Raw genomic sequence first — 16,536 nt, 5'->3', positions numbered from 1 at the left:
AAATCGTGGGCGCCGTATGTTGTTTAAACCCCACCCCCCACCCCCACCCAACCCCCTAGCCCGCGACGTTCGTCCCCCCCCCCTATTGCCCCCGCGGCAGCACACGCCGATCGCCCCGCCCCAAAACCCAGCCACCCCACGCACAGGAAGTCGGCCCCGCCGACTTCCTGCGCACCGGCTCGATGAAAGGACAGGGCCGGTCGGAGCCGCACCACCCCGAACAACCCACGCCCAAGCCCCGACACCGCACGAAAGTCGACCCCGCCGACTTCCTGTACGCCAGCCCAGACCGAGCGTTCTGCGAGGGCACGAGAGGTGCGCCCGTTGCACCGAAGGCCGGCTCCGATCAACGCGGTTGACGTTCGGCAAGGACCCGTTCCGACGGAGACAGGAACAAGCGCAGCCCTCCCCGAGCGACCTCTCGGCCACGGGGGCGCGTCCCAAAAGTACTGCTCACAGACATTCGTTGGCGGCTTCGACCAGCACCGTTGCTTCGTGGCGGACAGCGATTTCGTCGTGTCCCGTGGCTGCCGCGCGGTGGCGCTTGAAGCGGTGGATCACCATCACGGTGCCGCCGAGGCCGGTGCGGCGGCGCCCGGCACCCACCCTTCGAGAACGGATCCGTCACGACGGGCGCCACACCACGCCCGCCCCGGACCGGGTACCGCGAGGGCGACAGGGCCGGCCACCCGTCAGCTGCGCGAGCCACGCCGAGGCGGCCGCACGCACCTCCTGCGGACGTTCACCGATCCGGCCGCGGGACGTGCCGACCCCCCGGCATGCGGCGGAGCCCCGCAGCCGAACGGACGGGGCGTCAGCGCATGCCACCGGAAGCGAGGATGACATCCCCGGTGATCCAGCGCGCGTCGTCGGAGGCCAGGAAGGCCACCAGCGGGCCGTAGTCGTCCGGGGTGCCCGTACGGCCCAGTGGGGTGCCGGCGATCGCCTGTGCTTCCTGGGCCGAGCCGGGGAATCCCATGGCCCTGGTGCCCTCGGTGTCCGACGGTCCGGGCATGATCGCGTTGACCCGGATGCCGCGCGGGCCCAGTTCCTTGGCCGCCACGATGGTGAACGCGTTGACGGCGCTCTTGGACGCGACGTAGAGCGAGGCGTACGGCGGGTGGGTGAGCGTGCCGGCCGTCGAGACGTTGATGATCGACGCGGCGCCGATGTCGTCCTGCGCGGCGAGGGCCTGCGTCGTGAGGATCGTCCCGAGCAGGTTCGTGGTCATCTCGCGCTGGAACTCCTCCTCGGTGATGCCCGACAGCGGCGCGAAGGCGGCGACGGCCGCGTTGTTCACGAGCACGTCGACCGGTCCGTACTCCTCGCGCGCGCGATCGAACAGATGGCGCACGTCGTCGCCGCGGGCCACGTCCGCCCGGACCGCGATCGCCCGGCCGCCCTCGGCGGTGATGCCCGCGACGACCCGTTCGGCGCCCTTCGCGTCCTCCCGGTAGTTCACCACGACGGCCGCGCCGGTCCCGGCCAGCGCCTTGGCGATCCCCGCGCCGAGGCCCTTCGACGCTCCCGTGACGATCGCCGTACGTGCGTTGCTGCTGATCACAGTGACTCCTCGAACGTTGGTGCCTGCGGAAGTCACCGTAGGAAAGCTGGTTACTGCGAGGAAGTACGTACTTTTTTGTAACCTCATGACGTGATGGAAACTCAGCACGTCGCGACGGCCGCCCGGCTCCTGGCCCACGACACCTTCGACAACAGGTGCGTGCTCAGGCCGATCATCGATCAGACGACGAGCCGCTGGGCGACACTGATCGTCTCGGCCCTCATCGCCGGCCCGCACCGCTTCGCGCAGCTGCACCAACGAGTCGGTGGCATCAGCCAGAAGATGCTGTCGCAGAACCTCAAGGCACTGGCCCGGGCCGGGCTCGTCGACCGCCGTGTCGCGCCCACCACCCCGCCCCAGGTCACCTACAGCCTGACGGAACTCGGTGTCAGCCTGGCCGGGCCGCTGACCGAACTCATCCAGTGGTTCGGCCGGCACGGGGACGAGCTCCTCGCCGCCCAGGAGCACTACGACAGCCGGCAGGAGTCACAGCGCGCGTCCTGAGCGGGACGGCAGCCTGTCGGAACCGTCGCCTAGAGTGCGGCATCCAGTACGACGACGACGGCCGGCAAGAGGATGGGCGATGACCGAGGCGTGGACCCGACTGCGGGCGATCATGGGAGAGCCGGTGTACACCCCGGCACGCGTTCCGTGGGAGCTGGCGCCCTCCGAACTCGGGGTCCAGCTGCCCTCGGACTACCGCGCGTTCGTCGACCTGTACGGCGGGGTGAACCTGAACGGCGAGTGGGGCGTGTACACGCCGAGCGAGAAGCCGTCCTTCTACGAAGCGCCGGGCGGCCTGGCGGACTGGCGCATCACGAACGACGTCGATCTCCGCGACCAGATCGAGGGCGAGGAGCAGTGGTGGGACCGGCCGGGCCCCACCCCGGTGTTCCCGGACCCGGGCGGCCTGCTGTCCTGGGGCTGGAACAGCAACCACAACCAGTGCTGCTGGCTGACGACCAGTCCGGACCCCGAGCAGTGGCCGGTGACGGTGTTCTACGAGGACCGGCTCGACCACTTCGACGGCGGCTTCGCGGAGTTCCTGGCAACCGTGCTGACCGGCGGTTACGCGGCGGAGGACGAGCTGCTGGTGCGCGCGGACCCCGAGGTGTGGGGGCCTCAGCCGGCCCGACCCCTCTGGTCTCCCAAGAGCGACTGGGCGGGCAGGAACTGGGGCGCCGAGTGGGGCATCGAGGGGTTCCTCGCCGCGCCCGGGTCGACGGAGATGCCGTGGGTCAGGACGTGACGGGCGATCGGCGCGACGGGCAGCTCCGCTTCAAGGCGCCGATCCGGTACCGGCGGACGGGCCGGAGGACCTTGGTCCTCTTCCCGACCGCTCTGGCCTGCGCCCTCGCCTTCGTCCTCGCCGCGGGGGCCAAGGGCCGGGATCCCGCGATGATCGCGGCCTTCACGCTCTGCCTGATCGTCGCCTACGTCGTCGCCGCCTCCTTCGTGGGCCCGTTCTGCGGCAGTACCACGGTGGATTCCGCGGGCCTGACCACGCGGACCCTGCTGAGGACACGTGTGGTCACCTGGCCGCAGGTGCGGTCGTTCGGGGTCTCGCCGGAGGTCAACCGCGGCATCGAGCACTGTCTCCTGGAGGTGCGCCTGCACCGGGGGCGGGCAATCGTCCTGCCGGGCCTGGTCGCGTCGAGCGCGGACGACCCGGAGCTCCGGTCGCGCCTGTCCCAGCTGCGGGCCGCGTGGACCGCGCACCGATCCGCTGCCGCGGCCGGGTGATGCGGCTCGACGGGCGCGCTGCCCCGGCCGGGCCGGCCGGGCGGCCCGGCCGGGTCTGCCCCGCGGGGGCAGTGACTCTGCCCCCGCGTACCTGGCCGGGGGCCGACCGTGGCACGTATACAGGAGGCTGAGCCGTCCTCCGCCCCGAAAGGGTCCCTCATGCACGCACGGGAAGCCGCCAGAACGCCGGACGGCGCCCGCTCCGGCCGCCAGGGCGCCGACTCCGCGCGGACGGCCCGCACCGCAGCCGTACCGGTGCGGCCGGGGGCGGGCCTTCCGTCCCCGCAGGAGGTGGCCGCCCTGCAGCGCACCGTCGGCAACGCCGTCGTGGCCCGGATGTTCGAGGAGGCCCGCCACCGGCACGCCCCGGGCTGCGGCCACCAGGAGCCGGGCGGCGGCGGGGAGCCCGTGCAGCGCTCCTCCGTGCACCGGGTCCTCGGGTCGCCGGGCCGGCCGCTCGACGCCGGGCTGCGGGAGGAGATGGAGCAGCGGCTGCGGGCGGACTTCTCCGACGTGCGGGTGCACACCGGCACGGCCGCGCAGCGTTCGGCGCAGGAGGTGGGCGCCCGCGCCTACACCTCGGGCAGCCATGTCGTCCTCGGTGCCGGAGGGGCGGACAAGCACACCCTGGCCCATGAGTTGACCCATGTGATCCAGCAGCGCAACGGCCCGGTGGCCGGCACGGACCACGGCAACGGCCTGCGCGTCAGCGACCCGTCCGACCGCTTCGAGCGCGAGGCGGAGGCGACCGCGCGCCGGGTGATGGCGGCGCCGGTGCAGCGGGCCGTCGCCGTCCCGGACTCGCCCGGCCGCGCGGACCGTGCCCCGGTCGGGGCGGTGCCGGGCGGGGTGGCCGCGGCGGTGCAGCGGGTCGTCACCGTCGCCAGGGGAACCATCGGCACGGCGGAGGAGACCGAGAAGGTCCAGTGGAAGGCCGACCGTCACAAAAGACTGCCGGCGGCGGACAAGCAGGCGATCCTGGCCGAGATCGGGAGGATGGCCGAGGCGGACGAGACCGAACACTTCACCTCGTACGAGAAGCTCATCGACGCGGCCCACGCCCGGGTGCGGGCGGCGAGCGGGCAGAACCTGGCGCCGGTGACCCCCGCCGCGATCGCCACCGGGGGCTTCCAGCACGCGCTGACGATCTCCGACGAGGAGCAGATGAAGCGCCACAAGGAAGTGCGCCGGCGGCTGTCCCTGCGCGGGGTCGGCCTCGATCTGGAGGCGTTCCGCAACCGGCAGGCGATGGTGAACCCGTTCACGTACAGCGACGTGGAGGACGGCGCCTCCTACACCATCGGCGCCGGCGGGAACTTCGTCCTCGGCAGCGTGCAGGAGGGCGACTACTCCCAGCTGTTCGACCTGGCCAGGACCAACTCGGGGCTCACGGAGCAGCAGTTGGCGAACCGGTTCATCAAGGCGCTGGTCGAGAGCGGCAGCAAGCCGTTCGACGATCTGCCCAAGGACGCGCAGAAGTACTGCGCCAAGATCGTGGCCATCATCCAGGGCGCCGAGTTCCGCCGGGCCGCCGCCAACCCGACCGCGGCCGTCGCGGCGTTCAACAAGGTGGTCACCGGTGAGACGGCCACGCTCCACGAAGCGATGAACCGGTTCACCCTGTTCGCCAAGACCGGCGGCGGGTCGGCGGACTCGCAGTACCACCGCGACAGCAAGGAGCCCGACGCGGAGCTCAACGCCCGCATCCTCCAGGAGTTCAGGTCACTGGCCCAGCTCGTGTCCGCGAACGGTTTCGACCCCAACGACGAGAATCAGTTCTACACGGCCTGCGAGACCATCGCGGTCGGGTCCATGAACTCCTTCAAGTCGAACTTCAGCTACACGATGACGTGAGCGGGCCGGCCCCGGGGACGCCGCAGGCGCCGAGGTGTCGGCCGTCGCCGCCGCGACGACGGCCGACTCCCGTGTGCGGTGGGTCAGTTGTCGTTGTTGACCTTGGTGTAGGCGGAGCTGTAGCCGGTCGGACAGTAGAGGGTGTCGCTCCCGTTGCCCATGTGCCAGGAGCCGAAGACCGTCGTCTGGTTGCCCTTGACGTTGTCGTTGTTGCAGACCAGCACCAGCTGCCAGTGGTTCTTGGTGGCGGTGGTCTGACAGCTCACCGACCCCCAGTTCGTGCCCTGGGTGGTGCTGCAGTACGAGGTCGCCGACGCCCCCGGCGCCGCCATCACACCGGCGGCCACCAGCAGCGCCGCACCGGTTCCCAGAGCCGCAATTCGACGCATGGCCTTCTCCTTCGTCGCATCTCGAACAATCGGTGCGGTCAGCATGCCGAAGATGCGATCGGATGTATCCACCGTCGGCGCGACTGGCCGAAACCGGCCCGTCCGCTTCCTGGGGCAGCACCTGCCGGAACCGCCGCGCACCCGGGGCGCCCGGCCGGGGAGGGAAGGTCCCGGCCGGGCGCCCGACGGTCAGTCGGCTACCGCTCAGGGGCCCGTGATCGTCCAGTACACGGCGGCGTTGTTGCCGCTGCCCCCGCTCTGCGCGAACCGGAACATCGGGTCGGAGCCGGCGGAGTCGTAGCCGTTGCTGCCGGCGTACGGGTTGTTCCAGTGCAGCTGCACGCGCTTGCCGTTGAGCCCGGGGTTCCCGCAGTTCTCCGCGTCGTAGATGACGTGGCCCTCGGTCCCGGTGAGGAGGCCGTTGCTCTCGGACTGCCAGCGCCCGGTGTTCCCGTCGCGCACGATGGCGTCCGGGGCCAGGCCGCTCGACCAGATGCCGTGGTCCAGCCAGGCGTTCTGCAGGCGCAGTTCGCAGCCCGTCCAGTTGACGACCGCGACCTGCGTGCTGCGCGCCGCGCTCAGCGCCTGCGCCGGCTGCTGGTCCGCGGTGGCCGCGCCGGCCGGGGCGGCCGTCGCGAACAGCGCGGCGGCGACGCCCGCCGCGGCCAGCGCCGAACGGACCAGGGACTTCCGCTGTGCCATGGAGTACTCCTCTCGTTCCCGGACCGCATCGGTGCGGTCCGACTGCTCGAAGCCTCGGCCGGGCCCGTCAACAGGCGGTCGACAATGTGTTGACAGGCGATGGACAAGCAGCGCGCCGTCGACCGCCCGGACCGGGCACGGCGCCTCTGACCAGGGGTGATGCGGTCGGTATCATGCGCCGGGGGGATCGTTGCGCGGGCGGAGGGGGACGGCTGGTGGGTGGTTTGCGGTTCGCGGTGCTGGGGCCGCTGCGGGGGTGGCGGGACGGCGGCGAGCTCGTGCTCGGGTCGCCGCAGCAGCGGAGCCTGCTGCTCGCGCTGCTGCTGCGGGCCAACCACCCGGTGTCGACCGGTCAGCTCGTCGACGACCTGTGGGGCGAGGAGCCGCCCGCCAAGCCCTCCGCCGTGATCCGCACCTACGTCCACCGCCTGCGCCGCGTCCTGGGGCCCGACGCGCCGACCACGCTCAGCGGGGGCTACCTGCTCGCCCTGGACCCGGGCGCACTGGACACCCACCGCGTCGAGGAGCTCCTCGACGAGGCGAAGGAACTGCGCGCCGACGGCGAGCACGCCCACGCCGCCGGCGCGCTCCGCTCGGCGCTGGCCCTGTGGCAGGGCGAGCCGATGACCGCGCTCCCCGGCCCCTACGCCGAACGGCAGCGCGGCGAGTGGGCCGAACGCCGGGTGACCGTCCTGGAGTCCTGTCTGGAGGCCGAGATCGAGGCCGGACCGTCCGGCGAGCTCGTCGCCGAACTGACCGCCGTCGTGGCCGAACACCCGCTCAGGGAACGGTTCTCCGAACTGCTGATGCTCGCCCTCTACGGAACCGGCCGGCAGGCCGAGGCCCTGGGCCTCTTCCGCACGGCGGACCAGCGGCTGCGCGAGCAGCTCGGCGTCAGCGCGGGCCCCGGACTGCGCGAACTGCAGCGCCGGATCCTGGTGGCCGACACCGGCCTCGTGGCGCCCCCGCGGCCCCGGGCCGCCGCCGCCACCCGCCCGCCGTACCGGGCGGCGGTCCGGCCCACCCAGGTCCCGGCCGACCTCGCCGACTTCACCGGCCGCGAGGCGCAGACCGAGGCCCTGCGGGCCGTCCTGCTCGCCCCCCGCACCGTGCCCGTGGCCACCGTCTCCGGCCTGGGCGGCGTGGGCAAGACGGCGCTGGCCGTCCACGTCGCGCACGAGCTGGCCGCCGACTTCCCCGACGGCCAGCTCTACCTCGACCTGCACGGCGCCGACGGCCGCCCGACCCGCCCCGAGGAGGCCGTGGGCACCTTCCTGCGCTCCCTCGGCGTACCGGCGGACGCACTGGCCCCCGGGCTCGCCGAACGCTCCGCCCAGTTCCGCTCGCTGCTCACCGACCGACGCGTGCTGGTCGTCCTCGACAACGCCCGGGACGCCGAACAGATCCGGCCGCTGCTGCCCGGCCGGCCCGGCTGCGCCGTGCTCGTCACCAGCCGGGCCAGGCTCGGTTCGCTGCCCAACGCGCACGTCGTCGAACTCTCCGCCTTCGCCCGGCAGGAGGCCCTCGGCCTGCTCGGCCGGGTGATCGGCGGGCAGCGGCTGCGGGCCGAGGAGCGGACGGCCGCGGAACTCGTCCGGCTCTGCGGGCACCTCCCGCTGGCCGTGCGCATCCTCGCCGCCCGCCTCGCCTGCCGGCCGGACTGGACCATGGCCCGGCTGCTCGACAAGCTGGCCGGCGACGGGCGCCGGCTGGACGTGCTGCGCGCCGGGGACCTCGCCGTCGAACCGGCGTTCCGCTTCGGCTACGACCAGCTGACGCCCGAACAGGCCCGGGCCTTCCGGCTGTTGGCGGTGCCGGAGGTACCGGACCTGTCACCGGGCGCGGTCGCGGCGGTGCTCGGCCTGCCCGAGGAGGAGGCCGAGGAACTGGCCGAGTCGCTGGTCGACTGCTCGATGCTGGAGACCGCGCCCCCGGACCGCTACCGGTACCACGACCTGCTGCGCGCCTTCGCCCAGCAGCTCGCCCCGGCCCCGCAGGCCGGGCCGCGGGAGGAGGCCGGGCCGCGGGCGGGGGCCGGCTCGCAGGAGGCGGCGGAGGACTTCCCGGCCGCCGTGCTCACCCGGCTGGCGGCCCACCACCACGCCGAGACCGTCGCGGCCCTCGGCCCGTCCACCGCCCGCGCCGCCCTGCCCGGCGCCGTTGCCGACGGCGGTGCCGGAGCCGATGGCGGTGCCGGTGGCGATGGCGGTGCCGGTGGCGATGGCGGTGCCGGAGCCGATGCCGGTACCGGAGCCGCCTTGCGTGCGGCGGCGCCGCCCCACGGCCGCGTCGACTACCACGGCATCGGCGCACTGGTCGGCCAGTACGCCGGGCTCCCCGAGCCGCCCCGGCTCGACCTGGTCGCCGAACTGCTGCTCGGCTGCAGCCTGTTGTGCGACACCGGCCAGGCCACCCGGCCGCTCGGGCACGCGGCCAAGGTCCTGCTCCGGGCCGCCCTCCGGCAGGGCGACCGCACGGCCGAGGTCAGGGCCCGGCTGGTGCTCGGACGGCTGCTCACCGAGGTCGGCTCCGAACCCGCGGCCCTCGCCGAACTGCTCAGGGCCCGCGACCTGTGCACCGCCCACGACCTGCCGGGGCCGCTGCTCGCCCTGGCCCACGCCTCACTGGCCGCCCTGTTCGTCCAGGTCGGCCGGCCGGGCGACGCGGTCGCCGGCTTCACGGCGGCGGTCTCGGCCTGGGAGAAGCTCGGCGACCGGCGCTCGGTGGCGGCCGAACTGCTCAACCTGGCCCGCGCGTTCACCGAACTCGGCCGGTTCGACGCGGCCGTCCGCGTCGTCGACCAGTCCCTGCTGATCTGCCACCGGCTCGCCGACCACGACCTCCAGGCGCTCGCCCTCGACTCGATGGGGACGATCGCCCACGACCGCGGCGAGTTCGAACAGGCCCTGCACCACCACCGCAACGCCCTGTCGCTGCTGCGGCCGGACGACCGGCGCCGCACGGGCCGTACGCTGCTGCGGCTCACCGAGTCGCTGCGCGCCGTCGGCCGCGGCGAGGAGGCCGTGGCGGCGGCCGACCGGGCGGTCGAGGTGCTGACGCTCGACGGCGACCGCCGGGGACGGGGGCTGGCCCTGGCGGCGCTCGGCGACGCACTCGCCGAGCGCGGCGGGGACGGCGACGGGGAGGCGGCCCGGGCCCACCGGTCGGAGGCCTACGACATCCTGGCCTCCCTCGGCTCCCCCGAGGCCAACCGGCTGCGCGCCCTGATCGGCCCGGGCGGGCCCGCCGTGCGGCCCCGCCGGCAGTGGCCGTCCTGGCTGCCGGAGTGACCCTCCCAGGGCCCGGCCGGCGGCCGGCGGCTCACCTCAACGTCCACACCTGGTTGTCCGCACCCGAGCAGGGCGCCACTCGCACCCAGTGGCCCACGCCGTCGGACGTCAGGCACAGGTTGGTGTCGGCGTTGACGATCCGGTGGCCGCCCGGAACCGGCGTGATGGCCCAGACCTGGTTCCAGTTGGACGGGGGGCTCGTCCAGATCTGCACCCGGCCGCTGTCCCTGTCCTGGTCCAGCCCCTTGGTGAAGTTGCTGGAGGCGTTGCGCAGGTAGTACCGCCCCTCGTCGACCTTGTCCAGCCGCCACACCTGCGCCAGCGTGCCGTTGGCATCGAAGGTGTCGACCTGGTTGCCGTCCCGGTCCTTGGAGTAGGAGTTGTCCAGCGTGCCGCCGTTGCTGCTGATCCGCGCCAGCTCGGGCAGCGGCGCCACCGGCTGCCGGGTGGGCTGCGTCGGCGTCGCGGACGCCGTGGGCGTGGCCGTCTCGCCGGGGGCCGGCCGGACCGGGGCGGTGGGGGTCGGCGCGGGCGCGACGGGGTTCTCCCCGGTGGTGGAGGCGGGGGCCGGGAGCGGGGCGGAGCTGCGGGTGGGCGCGGGGGCGGCCGGGGCGGGGGGCGTGGCGAAGGGGCTCCGGGTGGTCGGCGCGGGGGCGGCCGGGGCGGGGGCGGGACTCTCACCCGTGCCCGGCACGGCCGGCGGGGGCGGGAGCGGGAGCGCGGCCGGGGCGGACGGCTGTCCGGTGAGCGGGCCGGCGGCCTCCACGAACGCGGCGGCGTCCGGCCGGGCGGGGCCGTCCGTGGGCCCGGCGACGGCGGCGGTGTCCTGCGGCGCGCCGTTCCGGTCGGGCCGGACGACCGCCGCCCCGGCGGCCCCGGCCACGCAGAGCAGGGTCAGGGCCGTCACCCCGGCCAGCGCCCGCAGGCGGTGCCCGGTCCGCGGGGCGCGTCCGGTCCTCGGGGCGTGTCCGGTCCGCGGGGCACGCGCCGCGACCGGCCGGGGCCCGGCCCCACTCCCTGTCCAGGACGGGGACGGGCCCGGCGACGGCGCCGCCTCCACCGCGGTGAGGGCGCGGCGTGCGGCGGTGGCCATCGTCGCCGCGTCGGGCCAGCGCTCACCGGGTTCCTTGGCCATCGCCCGCTCGACCAGCGCCCACACCGGCGCGGGCACCTCCCCGGGAAGCGGCGGCACGGGCTCCGTCAGGTGCTTGAGGATCACTTCGAGGGCGGTCTCCCCCTCGTACGGGAGCCGGCCGGCGAGACACTCGTAGAGGACCACGCCGAGCGCGTAGAGGTCGGCCGAGGCGGTGACCGTCCCGGTGGAGGCCTGTTCCGGCGCCTGGTAGGCGGCCGTGCCCAGCACCATCCCCGGGACGGTCGTCCGGGCGTCGCAGTCGGGCCGGGCGATGCCGAAGTCCGCGATCACCGTCCGGTCGCCGCGGACCATCAGGTTGGCCGGTTTGATGTCCCGGTGGACCACCCCGGACCCGTGCGCGGCCTCCAGCGCCTCCAGCACCTGCAGGGCCAGCTCCAGGGCCTCCGCCACCGGCAGGGCTCCGCGGCGCTCCAGGACGGCGCTCAGCGGTTGCCCCTCGATCAGCTCCATGACCAGGTAGCCGACCGGGCGCCGCCCGTTCGCGGCGCCGGACCCGGCGTCAGGCCCGCGGTCGGGCCCGTGGTCGTCGCCGGACCCGGCCTCGGGCCCGTGGTCGTCGCCGGGCCCGGCCTCGGGCCCGCGGTCGTCGCCGAGCCCGGCGTCGGGCCCGCGGTCGTGGTCGTGGCCGGGCCCGCGGTCGTGCCCGTAGTCGTACACGCCGACGATGCCCGGGTGCCGCAGCCGGGCCATGACCCGGGCCTCGGCGTGGAAGCGCTCGGCGAAGCCGGGCTCGTCCAGCAGGGCGGGCTTCACCACCTTGACCGCCACCCGGCGGCCGAGGACCTCGTCCTCGGCGAGCCACACATCGCCCATCGACCCGCCGCCCAGCCAGTCCACCAGTCGGTAGCGGTCGGCGAGCACGGTGCCGCGCATGCATCTCCCTGAATCGAGCCCGAGGACCGGAGCGGATCCGGGACCGGCCCGGTTCCCCGGGCGCACCCTGGTCCGGGCGCACTCCGAGGATCATGACACCGGCAAGTCAACTACTGAATTCCCATCATATGAACCGCTCTCGGCTCGGGCCATCACCGGCCCCCGCCCCCCGGCGGGCCGGCGGCGGGCCCGGTCCCCTCCGGCGACGTGCGGGGCGCCCGAGCCGTCGTTCGCCCACGGACGGTGCGACCCGGGGGCGTCTCCGCGCAGGTCGCGGGCAGCCGACCGTGCACGGACGGCCTCCGGTCCACGGCCCGGTGAACCGCCCCGCCCGGCACCCCGAACAGGAGGCGGATCCGACGGGCTTCCACGGACTTCCGCGGGTTCCGCGGGCTTCTGTGGGCGGTTCCGGTGCGAATGCCGACGTACCGGCGCATAGCGTTCCGGGGTTTGCCCCTCCCCCAGGGGAAGGCGGCACAGTGGCGGGCGTGCAGGAGAACGTGATCACCATCGGCGAACTCGCCGCCCGGACCAGGCTCAGCCTCAAGGCCCTGCGGCTCTACGACGAGCGGGGGCTGCTGCCGCCCGCCCTGGTCGACGCGCGCACCGGGGTGCGCCGCTACGGCCCGGCGCAGGTCGAGCGGGCCCGGCGGATCGCGCTGCTGCGCGCCGCCGGGCTGCCGCTGGCGCGGATCGCGGCCGTGCTGGACACGGCCGCCCCGGACCCCGGCGCAGACCCCGACGCCGACGCCGACGGCACCGCGGACGCCGACGGCAACGCGGGCGAGCGGGAGCTGCTGGCGTACTGGCGGGAGCGGGAGGCCGAGCACGCGGCCCGCCGGGAGGCGGTGGGCTACGCCCGGGAGGTTCTGAGCGGAAGGAGCACCACCGTGTTCGAGATCGCCGAGCGCGACGTGCCCGAGCAGCGGGTGCTGTTCGTACGCCGGCACGTGGACGCCGCCGCGCTGCCCGGCTTCCTCGCCGAGGCCGGCGAGTTGCTGCTCGGCCGGCTGCGGGAGGTCGGCGCGTGCCTGTCCGGACCGCTGTTCGCGGTGTACCACGGCCTGGTGGGCGAGGACTGCGACGCCCTGGTCGAGGTCTGCGCCCCCACCCCGAACGACGTCGGGCCGCACGGCCCGTTCGCGGTGCGCATCGAACCCGCGCACCGCGAGGCGTACACCGCCCTGACCCGGCGGGGCTTCACCGCGATGGCCGCCGCCCACGACGCGGTGGGCGCCTGGGCCGCCGCCCGCGGGTACGGGCGGGGCGGGCCGAACCGGGAGGTGCACTACCCGAACCGGGCGACCGCCGGACCGCAGGAGCCCGTCGTGGACGTCGCCGTGCCGCTGGCCGCGGGGCAACCGCCCGTCGCCGTAAGGATTTCTGGACTTGTGGGTCCATTGTCGACTGCCTAGCGTGCTTGCTCGTTCCCCTCTTCCCCTCCCTCGCTTCGACGCGCTTCGACCCGCTTCGACGAGCCCGCACAGGAAGGTGTCAGCCCATGCACGCGATCCGGATCGAGGAGCACGGCGGCCCCGAGGTCATGCGCTGGACCGAGCTGCCGGACCCGGCCCCCGGCCCCGGCGAGGCGCTGGTGCGCCTGGGCGCGGCGGGGGTCAACTACATGGACGTCGGCGCCCGGGCCGAGGGCGGCCCGGGCTGGGCGGCACCGGTGGTCCTGGGCGCCGAGGGCATGGGGTACGTCGTCGCGCTCGGCGAGGGGGTGGACGGCCTGGCCGTCGGCGACCGGGTGACCTGGTTCTACCACCCGGGCAGCTACGCCGAGTTGCTCGCCGTCCCGGCCGCCTCGCTGGTCGCGGTGCCGGACGGCGTACCGGACGAGATCGCGGGCGGCCTGCTGATGCAGGGCCTGACCGCGAGCCACCTGAGCACCGAGACCTACCCGATCGCCCCGGGCGACACCGCCGTGGTGCACGCGGCGGCGGGCGGGGTGGGCCGGTTGCTGACCCAGCTGGTCACGGCGCGCGGCGGCACCGTGATCGGTCTGGTCTCCCGCGAGGAGAAGGCCGCCGTCGCGAAGGAGGCGGGCGCCGACCACGTGCTGGTCCACTCCGGTGGTGGCTTCGAGGACCGGATCAGGGAGCTGACCGGCGGGCGCGGGGCCGACGTCGTCTACGACGGCGGCGGAGCCGACACCTTCCGCTCCTCCCAGCTGGCCCTGCGCCCGCACGGGGTGCACGCCTACTACGGCCCCTTCATGGGCGTGCCCGAGCTGCGGCCCACCGACCTGCCGAACAGCATCCTGCTGACATACCCGGTGGTGCACCACCACGTCCCCACCCGCGAGGCGCTGGTGCGGCGCGCCGGCGAGCTGTTCGACCTCGTCCTGTCGGGCCGGCTCACCCCGCGGATCACCGGCCGCTACCCGCTGGCCGAGGCGGCCCGGGCGCACGCGGACCTGGAGTCCCGGCGCACCACCGGCAAGCTGGTGCTGCTGCCGTGACCGTACCGAAGGGGCAGGTGCCGCCGACCCGCAAGGGCGCCGCGACCAGGCAGCGCATCGTCGAGGGCGCCGCCCTGGAGATCCGCGGGACGGGCGTGTTCGCGCTGCGCCTGGAGGACGTGATGGCCCGCACCGCGACCAGCAAGAGTCAGCTGTTCCACTACTTCCCCGGCGGGAAGGACGAACTGCTGCTGGCCGTGGCCCGCCTGGAGGCGGCCCGGGTGCTCGACGACCAGCAGCCGGAGCTGGACTCCCTCACCTCCCGGGAGGCCTGGTGGCAGTGGCGCGACAAGGTCCTCGCCCGCTACCGCGCGCAGGGCGTCGACTGCCCGCTGCACGTGGCCCTGTCCCAGCTGGGCACGGCCACCGACGCGGGCCGCACGGTGGCCGCCGAGCTGCTGGGGCAGTGGCAGCGCCGGCTCGCCGCGGGCATCCGCCACCTGCGGGACGGCGGGGCGCTCGCCGCCGGCCTGGACGCCGAGCGGGAGGCCGCGGCGCTGCTGGCCGGGGTCCAGGGCGGGGTGCTGATCCTTCTGACCACCGGCTCCACCGACCACCTGGAGGCGGCGCTGGACTCGGGCCTCGCCCGGCTGGGGCTGACGCCGAGGTGAGCCGAGCCGAGCCGGGTTGATACCGGCCTGACGGAGCGCTCACGGGGAGCCGGCCGGCGGCCCGCCGCGGCCCGTCCAGGGTGACGCAGCGGGGTCACCCCCGTACGGACGGGCATCGCCCGGGTGTGGAACGGGTCACAGTTCCAGGGCTGTTGGGGGCCGCGGGTGAGAAGGGTCACGCCCGGAGCGCTCCCGCGGCCCGCGGCGGCGGCCGCCCCCGGCAGGACTGGGCGGGCGCCGTTCCGGCACGGGCGAAGGGCCCGTCCGCTTCGGGACCTTGGTCGTGAATCCCCTCGACCTTCGGCCCGGTGGCGGCCCCGCGGGACCGGGGCAACCGTGGACGGTCGCCCGTTGTGACCGGGCGATGGCGCCGTCCGAGGTGGGCGGCGTCTTCCCCTGCCGTCTACCCGGCGCACGGTGCGCAGTGCGTGCCGTACGCTCCGGAGGACCCCCAGCACATGTCCCAGACCATCGACAACGCCCCGTATACCGCGTTCCACCGCAGGCTGGCCCTGGCCTGTTCGGGCGGACCCCTGCTCGACGGCTACATCCTGAGCATCGTCGGCGTCGCCCTGATCGGGATGCGCCCGGACCTCGGGCTGTCCACCGCCGAGGTCAGCCTGATCGGCGCCGCCGCGCTGGTGGGGATGTTCGTCGGCGGCGCGCTCTTCGGCGTGCTGACCGACAAGATCGGCCGGGAGGTGATGTACACCGCCGACCTGCTCGTGATGGTCGCCTGCTCGGTGCTCTCCTTCTGGGTGGACGCGGTGTGGGCGATCGCCGTGCTGCGCTTCGTGCTCGGCATGGCCGTGGCCGCCGACTACCCCATCGCCACCTCGCTGCTCGCCGAGTGGCTGCCCGCCAGGAAGCGCGGCCGCCTGCTCGGGCAGCAGATCGTCGCCTGGTACGCCGGCTCGGTGCTCGCCTACGTGGTGGGCTACCTGTTCCTGGAGCTGGCCGGGCCGGGCAGCTGGCGGTGGATGCTGGCGAGCTCCACGGTGCTGTGCGTGGTGTTCCTGGTGATCCGGCGCGGCTCGCCGGAGTCCCCGCGCTGGCTCGCGGCCAACGGGCGGGTCGGTGACGCGGTGCGCGTGGTCGAGAAGCACCTCGGGGTCCGGGTCGACGGCCGCGAGCTGATGCCCGATCCGGCCGAACGCGGCCGCCCCGCCGGGCTGCGCCTGCTGATGACCCAGCCCTACCGGCGCCGCACCCTGTTCTGCGGCCTGTTCTTCATGTGCCAGGTCGGCCCGCTGTTCGCGATGCTCACCTTCGGCCCGCAGATCCTCTCCTCCTTCGGCATGCCGGGCGGCACCGTGATGGAGACCCTCGGCACCGGCCTGATCAGCCTGGTCTTCCTGCTCGGCTGCTACCCGGCGCTGCGCCTGATCGACACCCGCGGCCGGCGGCCCGTCATCATCTGGTCCTTCGCGCTGATGACCGTCCCGCTGGCGCTGCTGGGCGTGTGGCCCACCGCCCCGGCCGCCGTCGCGCTGCTGGCGCTGTGCGCGTACGCCTTCCTGTGCGGCGGGCCGAACGTGCTCGACTGGACGTACCCCAACGAGCTGTTCCCCACCGAGATCCGCGCCACCGCCGTGGGCGTCGCCACCTCGGTCAGCCGGATCGGCGCGGCCGTCGGCACCTACCTGCTGCCGCTGTCGCTGACCGGGCTCGGCACCGGCCCGACCATGCTGATCGCCGCCGGGACCACCGCCGTCGGCCTGCTGGTCTGCGTCCTGTGGGCCGAGGAGACCCGCGGCACCGCCCTCGGCGCCTCCCCCGCGGCCGCCGCCGGCACCTCCGGCTCCGCCCCGCGTACGGCCCGGGCCGCCGTCCCGGCCCAGCGGCTCCCGCAGACGGCGCGCTGACGGCCGCCGCTGCACGCGGCCCCCG

Annotated in this window: 14 protein-coding genes; 9 read left to right on the top strand and 5 right to left on the bottom strand. The window is 74.6% G+C overall.

Annotated features, from left to right (window positions below; genetic code table 11):
- Positions 1-453: 453 nt before the first annotated feature.
- Positions 454-606: a hypothetical protein gene (locus tag ACFVHV_RS34065; RefSeq protein WP_380356466.1), complete on the bottom strand. Its 153-nt coding sequence runs from the start codon at positions 604-606 to the stop codon at positions 454-456.
- Between the two features lie 208 nt (positions 607-814).
- Positions 815-1,564 carry an SDR family oxidoreductase gene (locus tag ACFVHV_RS34060; RefSeq protein ID WP_359910686.1) on the bottom strand — a complete coding sequence of 250 codons (750 nt, stop codon included), beginning with the start codon at positions 1,562-1,564 and terminating at the stop codon, positions 815-817.
- A 93-nt stretch (positions 1,565-1,657) separates the two neighbouring features.
- Between ACFVHV_RS34060 and ACFVHV_RS34055 the strand changes: the two genes are divergently transcribed.
- The 4 genes from ACFVHV_RS34055 to ACFVHV_RS34040 all read left to right on the top strand — a co-directional run bounded on the left by ACFVHV_RS34055 (position 1,658) and on the right by ACFVHV_RS34040 (position 5,161).
- A complete protein-coding gene (locus ACFVHV_RS34055; protein ID WP_359910722.1) occupies positions 1,658-2,068 on the top strand; it encodes a helix-turn-helix domain-containing protein in 411 nt (136 codons plus the stop codon).
- 79 nt (positions 2,069-2,147) lie between these two features.
- Positions 2,148-2,813 carry an SMI1/KNR4 family protein gene (locus ACFVHV_RS34050; RefSeq protein ID WP_380356461.1) on the top strand — a complete coding sequence of 222 codons (666 nt, stop codon included), beginning with the start codon at positions 2,148-2,150 and terminating at the stop codon, positions 2,811-2,813.
- Positions 2,798-3,307 carry a PH domain-containing protein gene (locus ACFVHV_RS34045; protein ID WP_359910680.1) on the top strand — a complete coding sequence of 170 codons (510 nt, stop codon included), beginning with the start codon at positions 2,798-2,800 and terminating at the stop codon, positions 3,305-3,307. Before ACFVHV_RS34050 ends, ACFVHV_RS34045 begins: the two co-directional genes overlap by 16 nt.
- Positions 3,308-3,466: 159 nt before the next feature.
- Positions 3,467-5,161, top strand: a complete 1,695-nt coding sequence (locus ACFVHV_RS34040; RefSeq protein WP_380356458.1) for a DUF4157 domain-containing protein — start codon at positions 3,467-3,469, stop codon at positions 5,159-5,161.
- Positions 5,162-5,244: 83 nt separating this feature from the next.
- Here the strand turns inward: ACFVHV_RS34040 and ACFVHV_RS34035 are convergent, their stop codons facing one another.
- Entirely contained in the window at positions 5,245-5,550 is a 306-nt protein-coding gene (locus tag ACFVHV_RS34035) for a hypothetical protein (RefSeq protein WP_359910675.1), read from the bottom strand.
- Positions 5,551-5,754: 204 nt separating this feature from the next.
- Positions 5,755-6,252: an aegerolysin family protein gene (locus ACFVHV_RS34030; RefSeq protein WP_380356454.1), complete on the bottom strand. Its 498-nt coding sequence runs from the start codon at positions 6,250-6,252 to the stop codon at positions 5,755-5,757.
- A gap of 215 nt (positions 6,253-6,467) precedes the next feature.
- On the opposite strand from ACFVHV_RS34030, the gene ACFVHV_RS34025 reads away from it, so the two are divergent.
- Positions 6,468-9,542 (top strand): BTAD domain-containing putative transcriptional regulator, encoded by a 3,075-nt coding sequence (locus ACFVHV_RS34025; RefSeq protein ID WP_380356452.1) that lies wholly within the window; start codon positions 6,468-6,470, stop codon positions 9,540-9,542.
- 31 nt (positions 9,543-9,573) lie between these two features.
- On the opposite strand, the gene ACFVHV_RS34020 is transcribed toward ACFVHV_RS34025, so the two are convergent.
- Complete coding sequence (locus ACFVHV_RS34020; RefSeq protein ID WP_380356449.1) at positions 9,574-11,571, bottom strand: protein kinase; 1,998 nt, start codon at positions 11,569-11,571, stop codon at positions 9,574-9,576.
- A 488-nt stretch (positions 11,572-12,059) separates the two neighbouring features.
- On the opposite strand from ACFVHV_RS34020, the gene ACFVHV_RS34015 reads away from it, so the two are divergent.
- The 4 genes from ACFVHV_RS34015 (at position 12,060) to ACFVHV_RS34000 (ending at position 16,511) form a co-directional block, all read left to right on the top strand.
- Positions 12,060-12,986 carry a MerR family transcriptional regulator gene (locus ACFVHV_RS34015; protein ID WP_380356447.1) on the top strand — a complete coding sequence of 309 codons (927 nt, stop codon included), beginning with the start codon at positions 12,060-12,062 and terminating at the stop codon, positions 12,984-12,986.
- An 86-nt stretch (positions 12,987-13,072) separates the two neighbouring features.
- Complete coding sequence (locus ACFVHV_RS34010; RefSeq protein WP_380356444.1) at positions 13,073-14,035, top strand: quinone oxidoreductase family protein; 963 nt, start codon at positions 13,073-13,075, stop codon at positions 14,033-14,035.
- Positions 14,036-14,052: 17 nt separating this feature from the next.
- Positions 14,053-14,646 carry a TetR/AcrR family transcriptional regulator gene (locus ACFVHV_RS34005; protein ID WP_380356475.1) on the top strand — a complete coding sequence of 198 codons (594 nt, stop codon included), beginning with the start codon at positions 14,053-14,055 and terminating at the stop codon, positions 14,644-14,646.
- Positions 14,647-15,104: 458 nt separating this feature from the next.
- The gene (locus ACFVHV_RS34000; RefSeq protein ID WP_380356443.1) at positions 15,105-16,511 is read left to right on the top strand and encodes an MFS transporter; all 1,407 of its coding nucleotides are present in this window, start codon (positions 15,105-15,107) and stop codon (positions 16,509-16,511) included.
- Positions 16,512-16,536 lie beyond the last annotated feature (25 nt).

The sequence above is a fragment of the Kitasatospora sp. NPDC127116 genome, assembly GCF_042677365.1.
GTDB lineage: Bacteria > Actinomycetota > Actinomycetes > Streptomycetales > Streptomycetaceae > Kitasatospora > Kitasatospora lactacystinica.
Note: the sequence above shows the minus strand (reverse complement) of the source record. Positions and strands in the feature narration are given on the sequence as shown.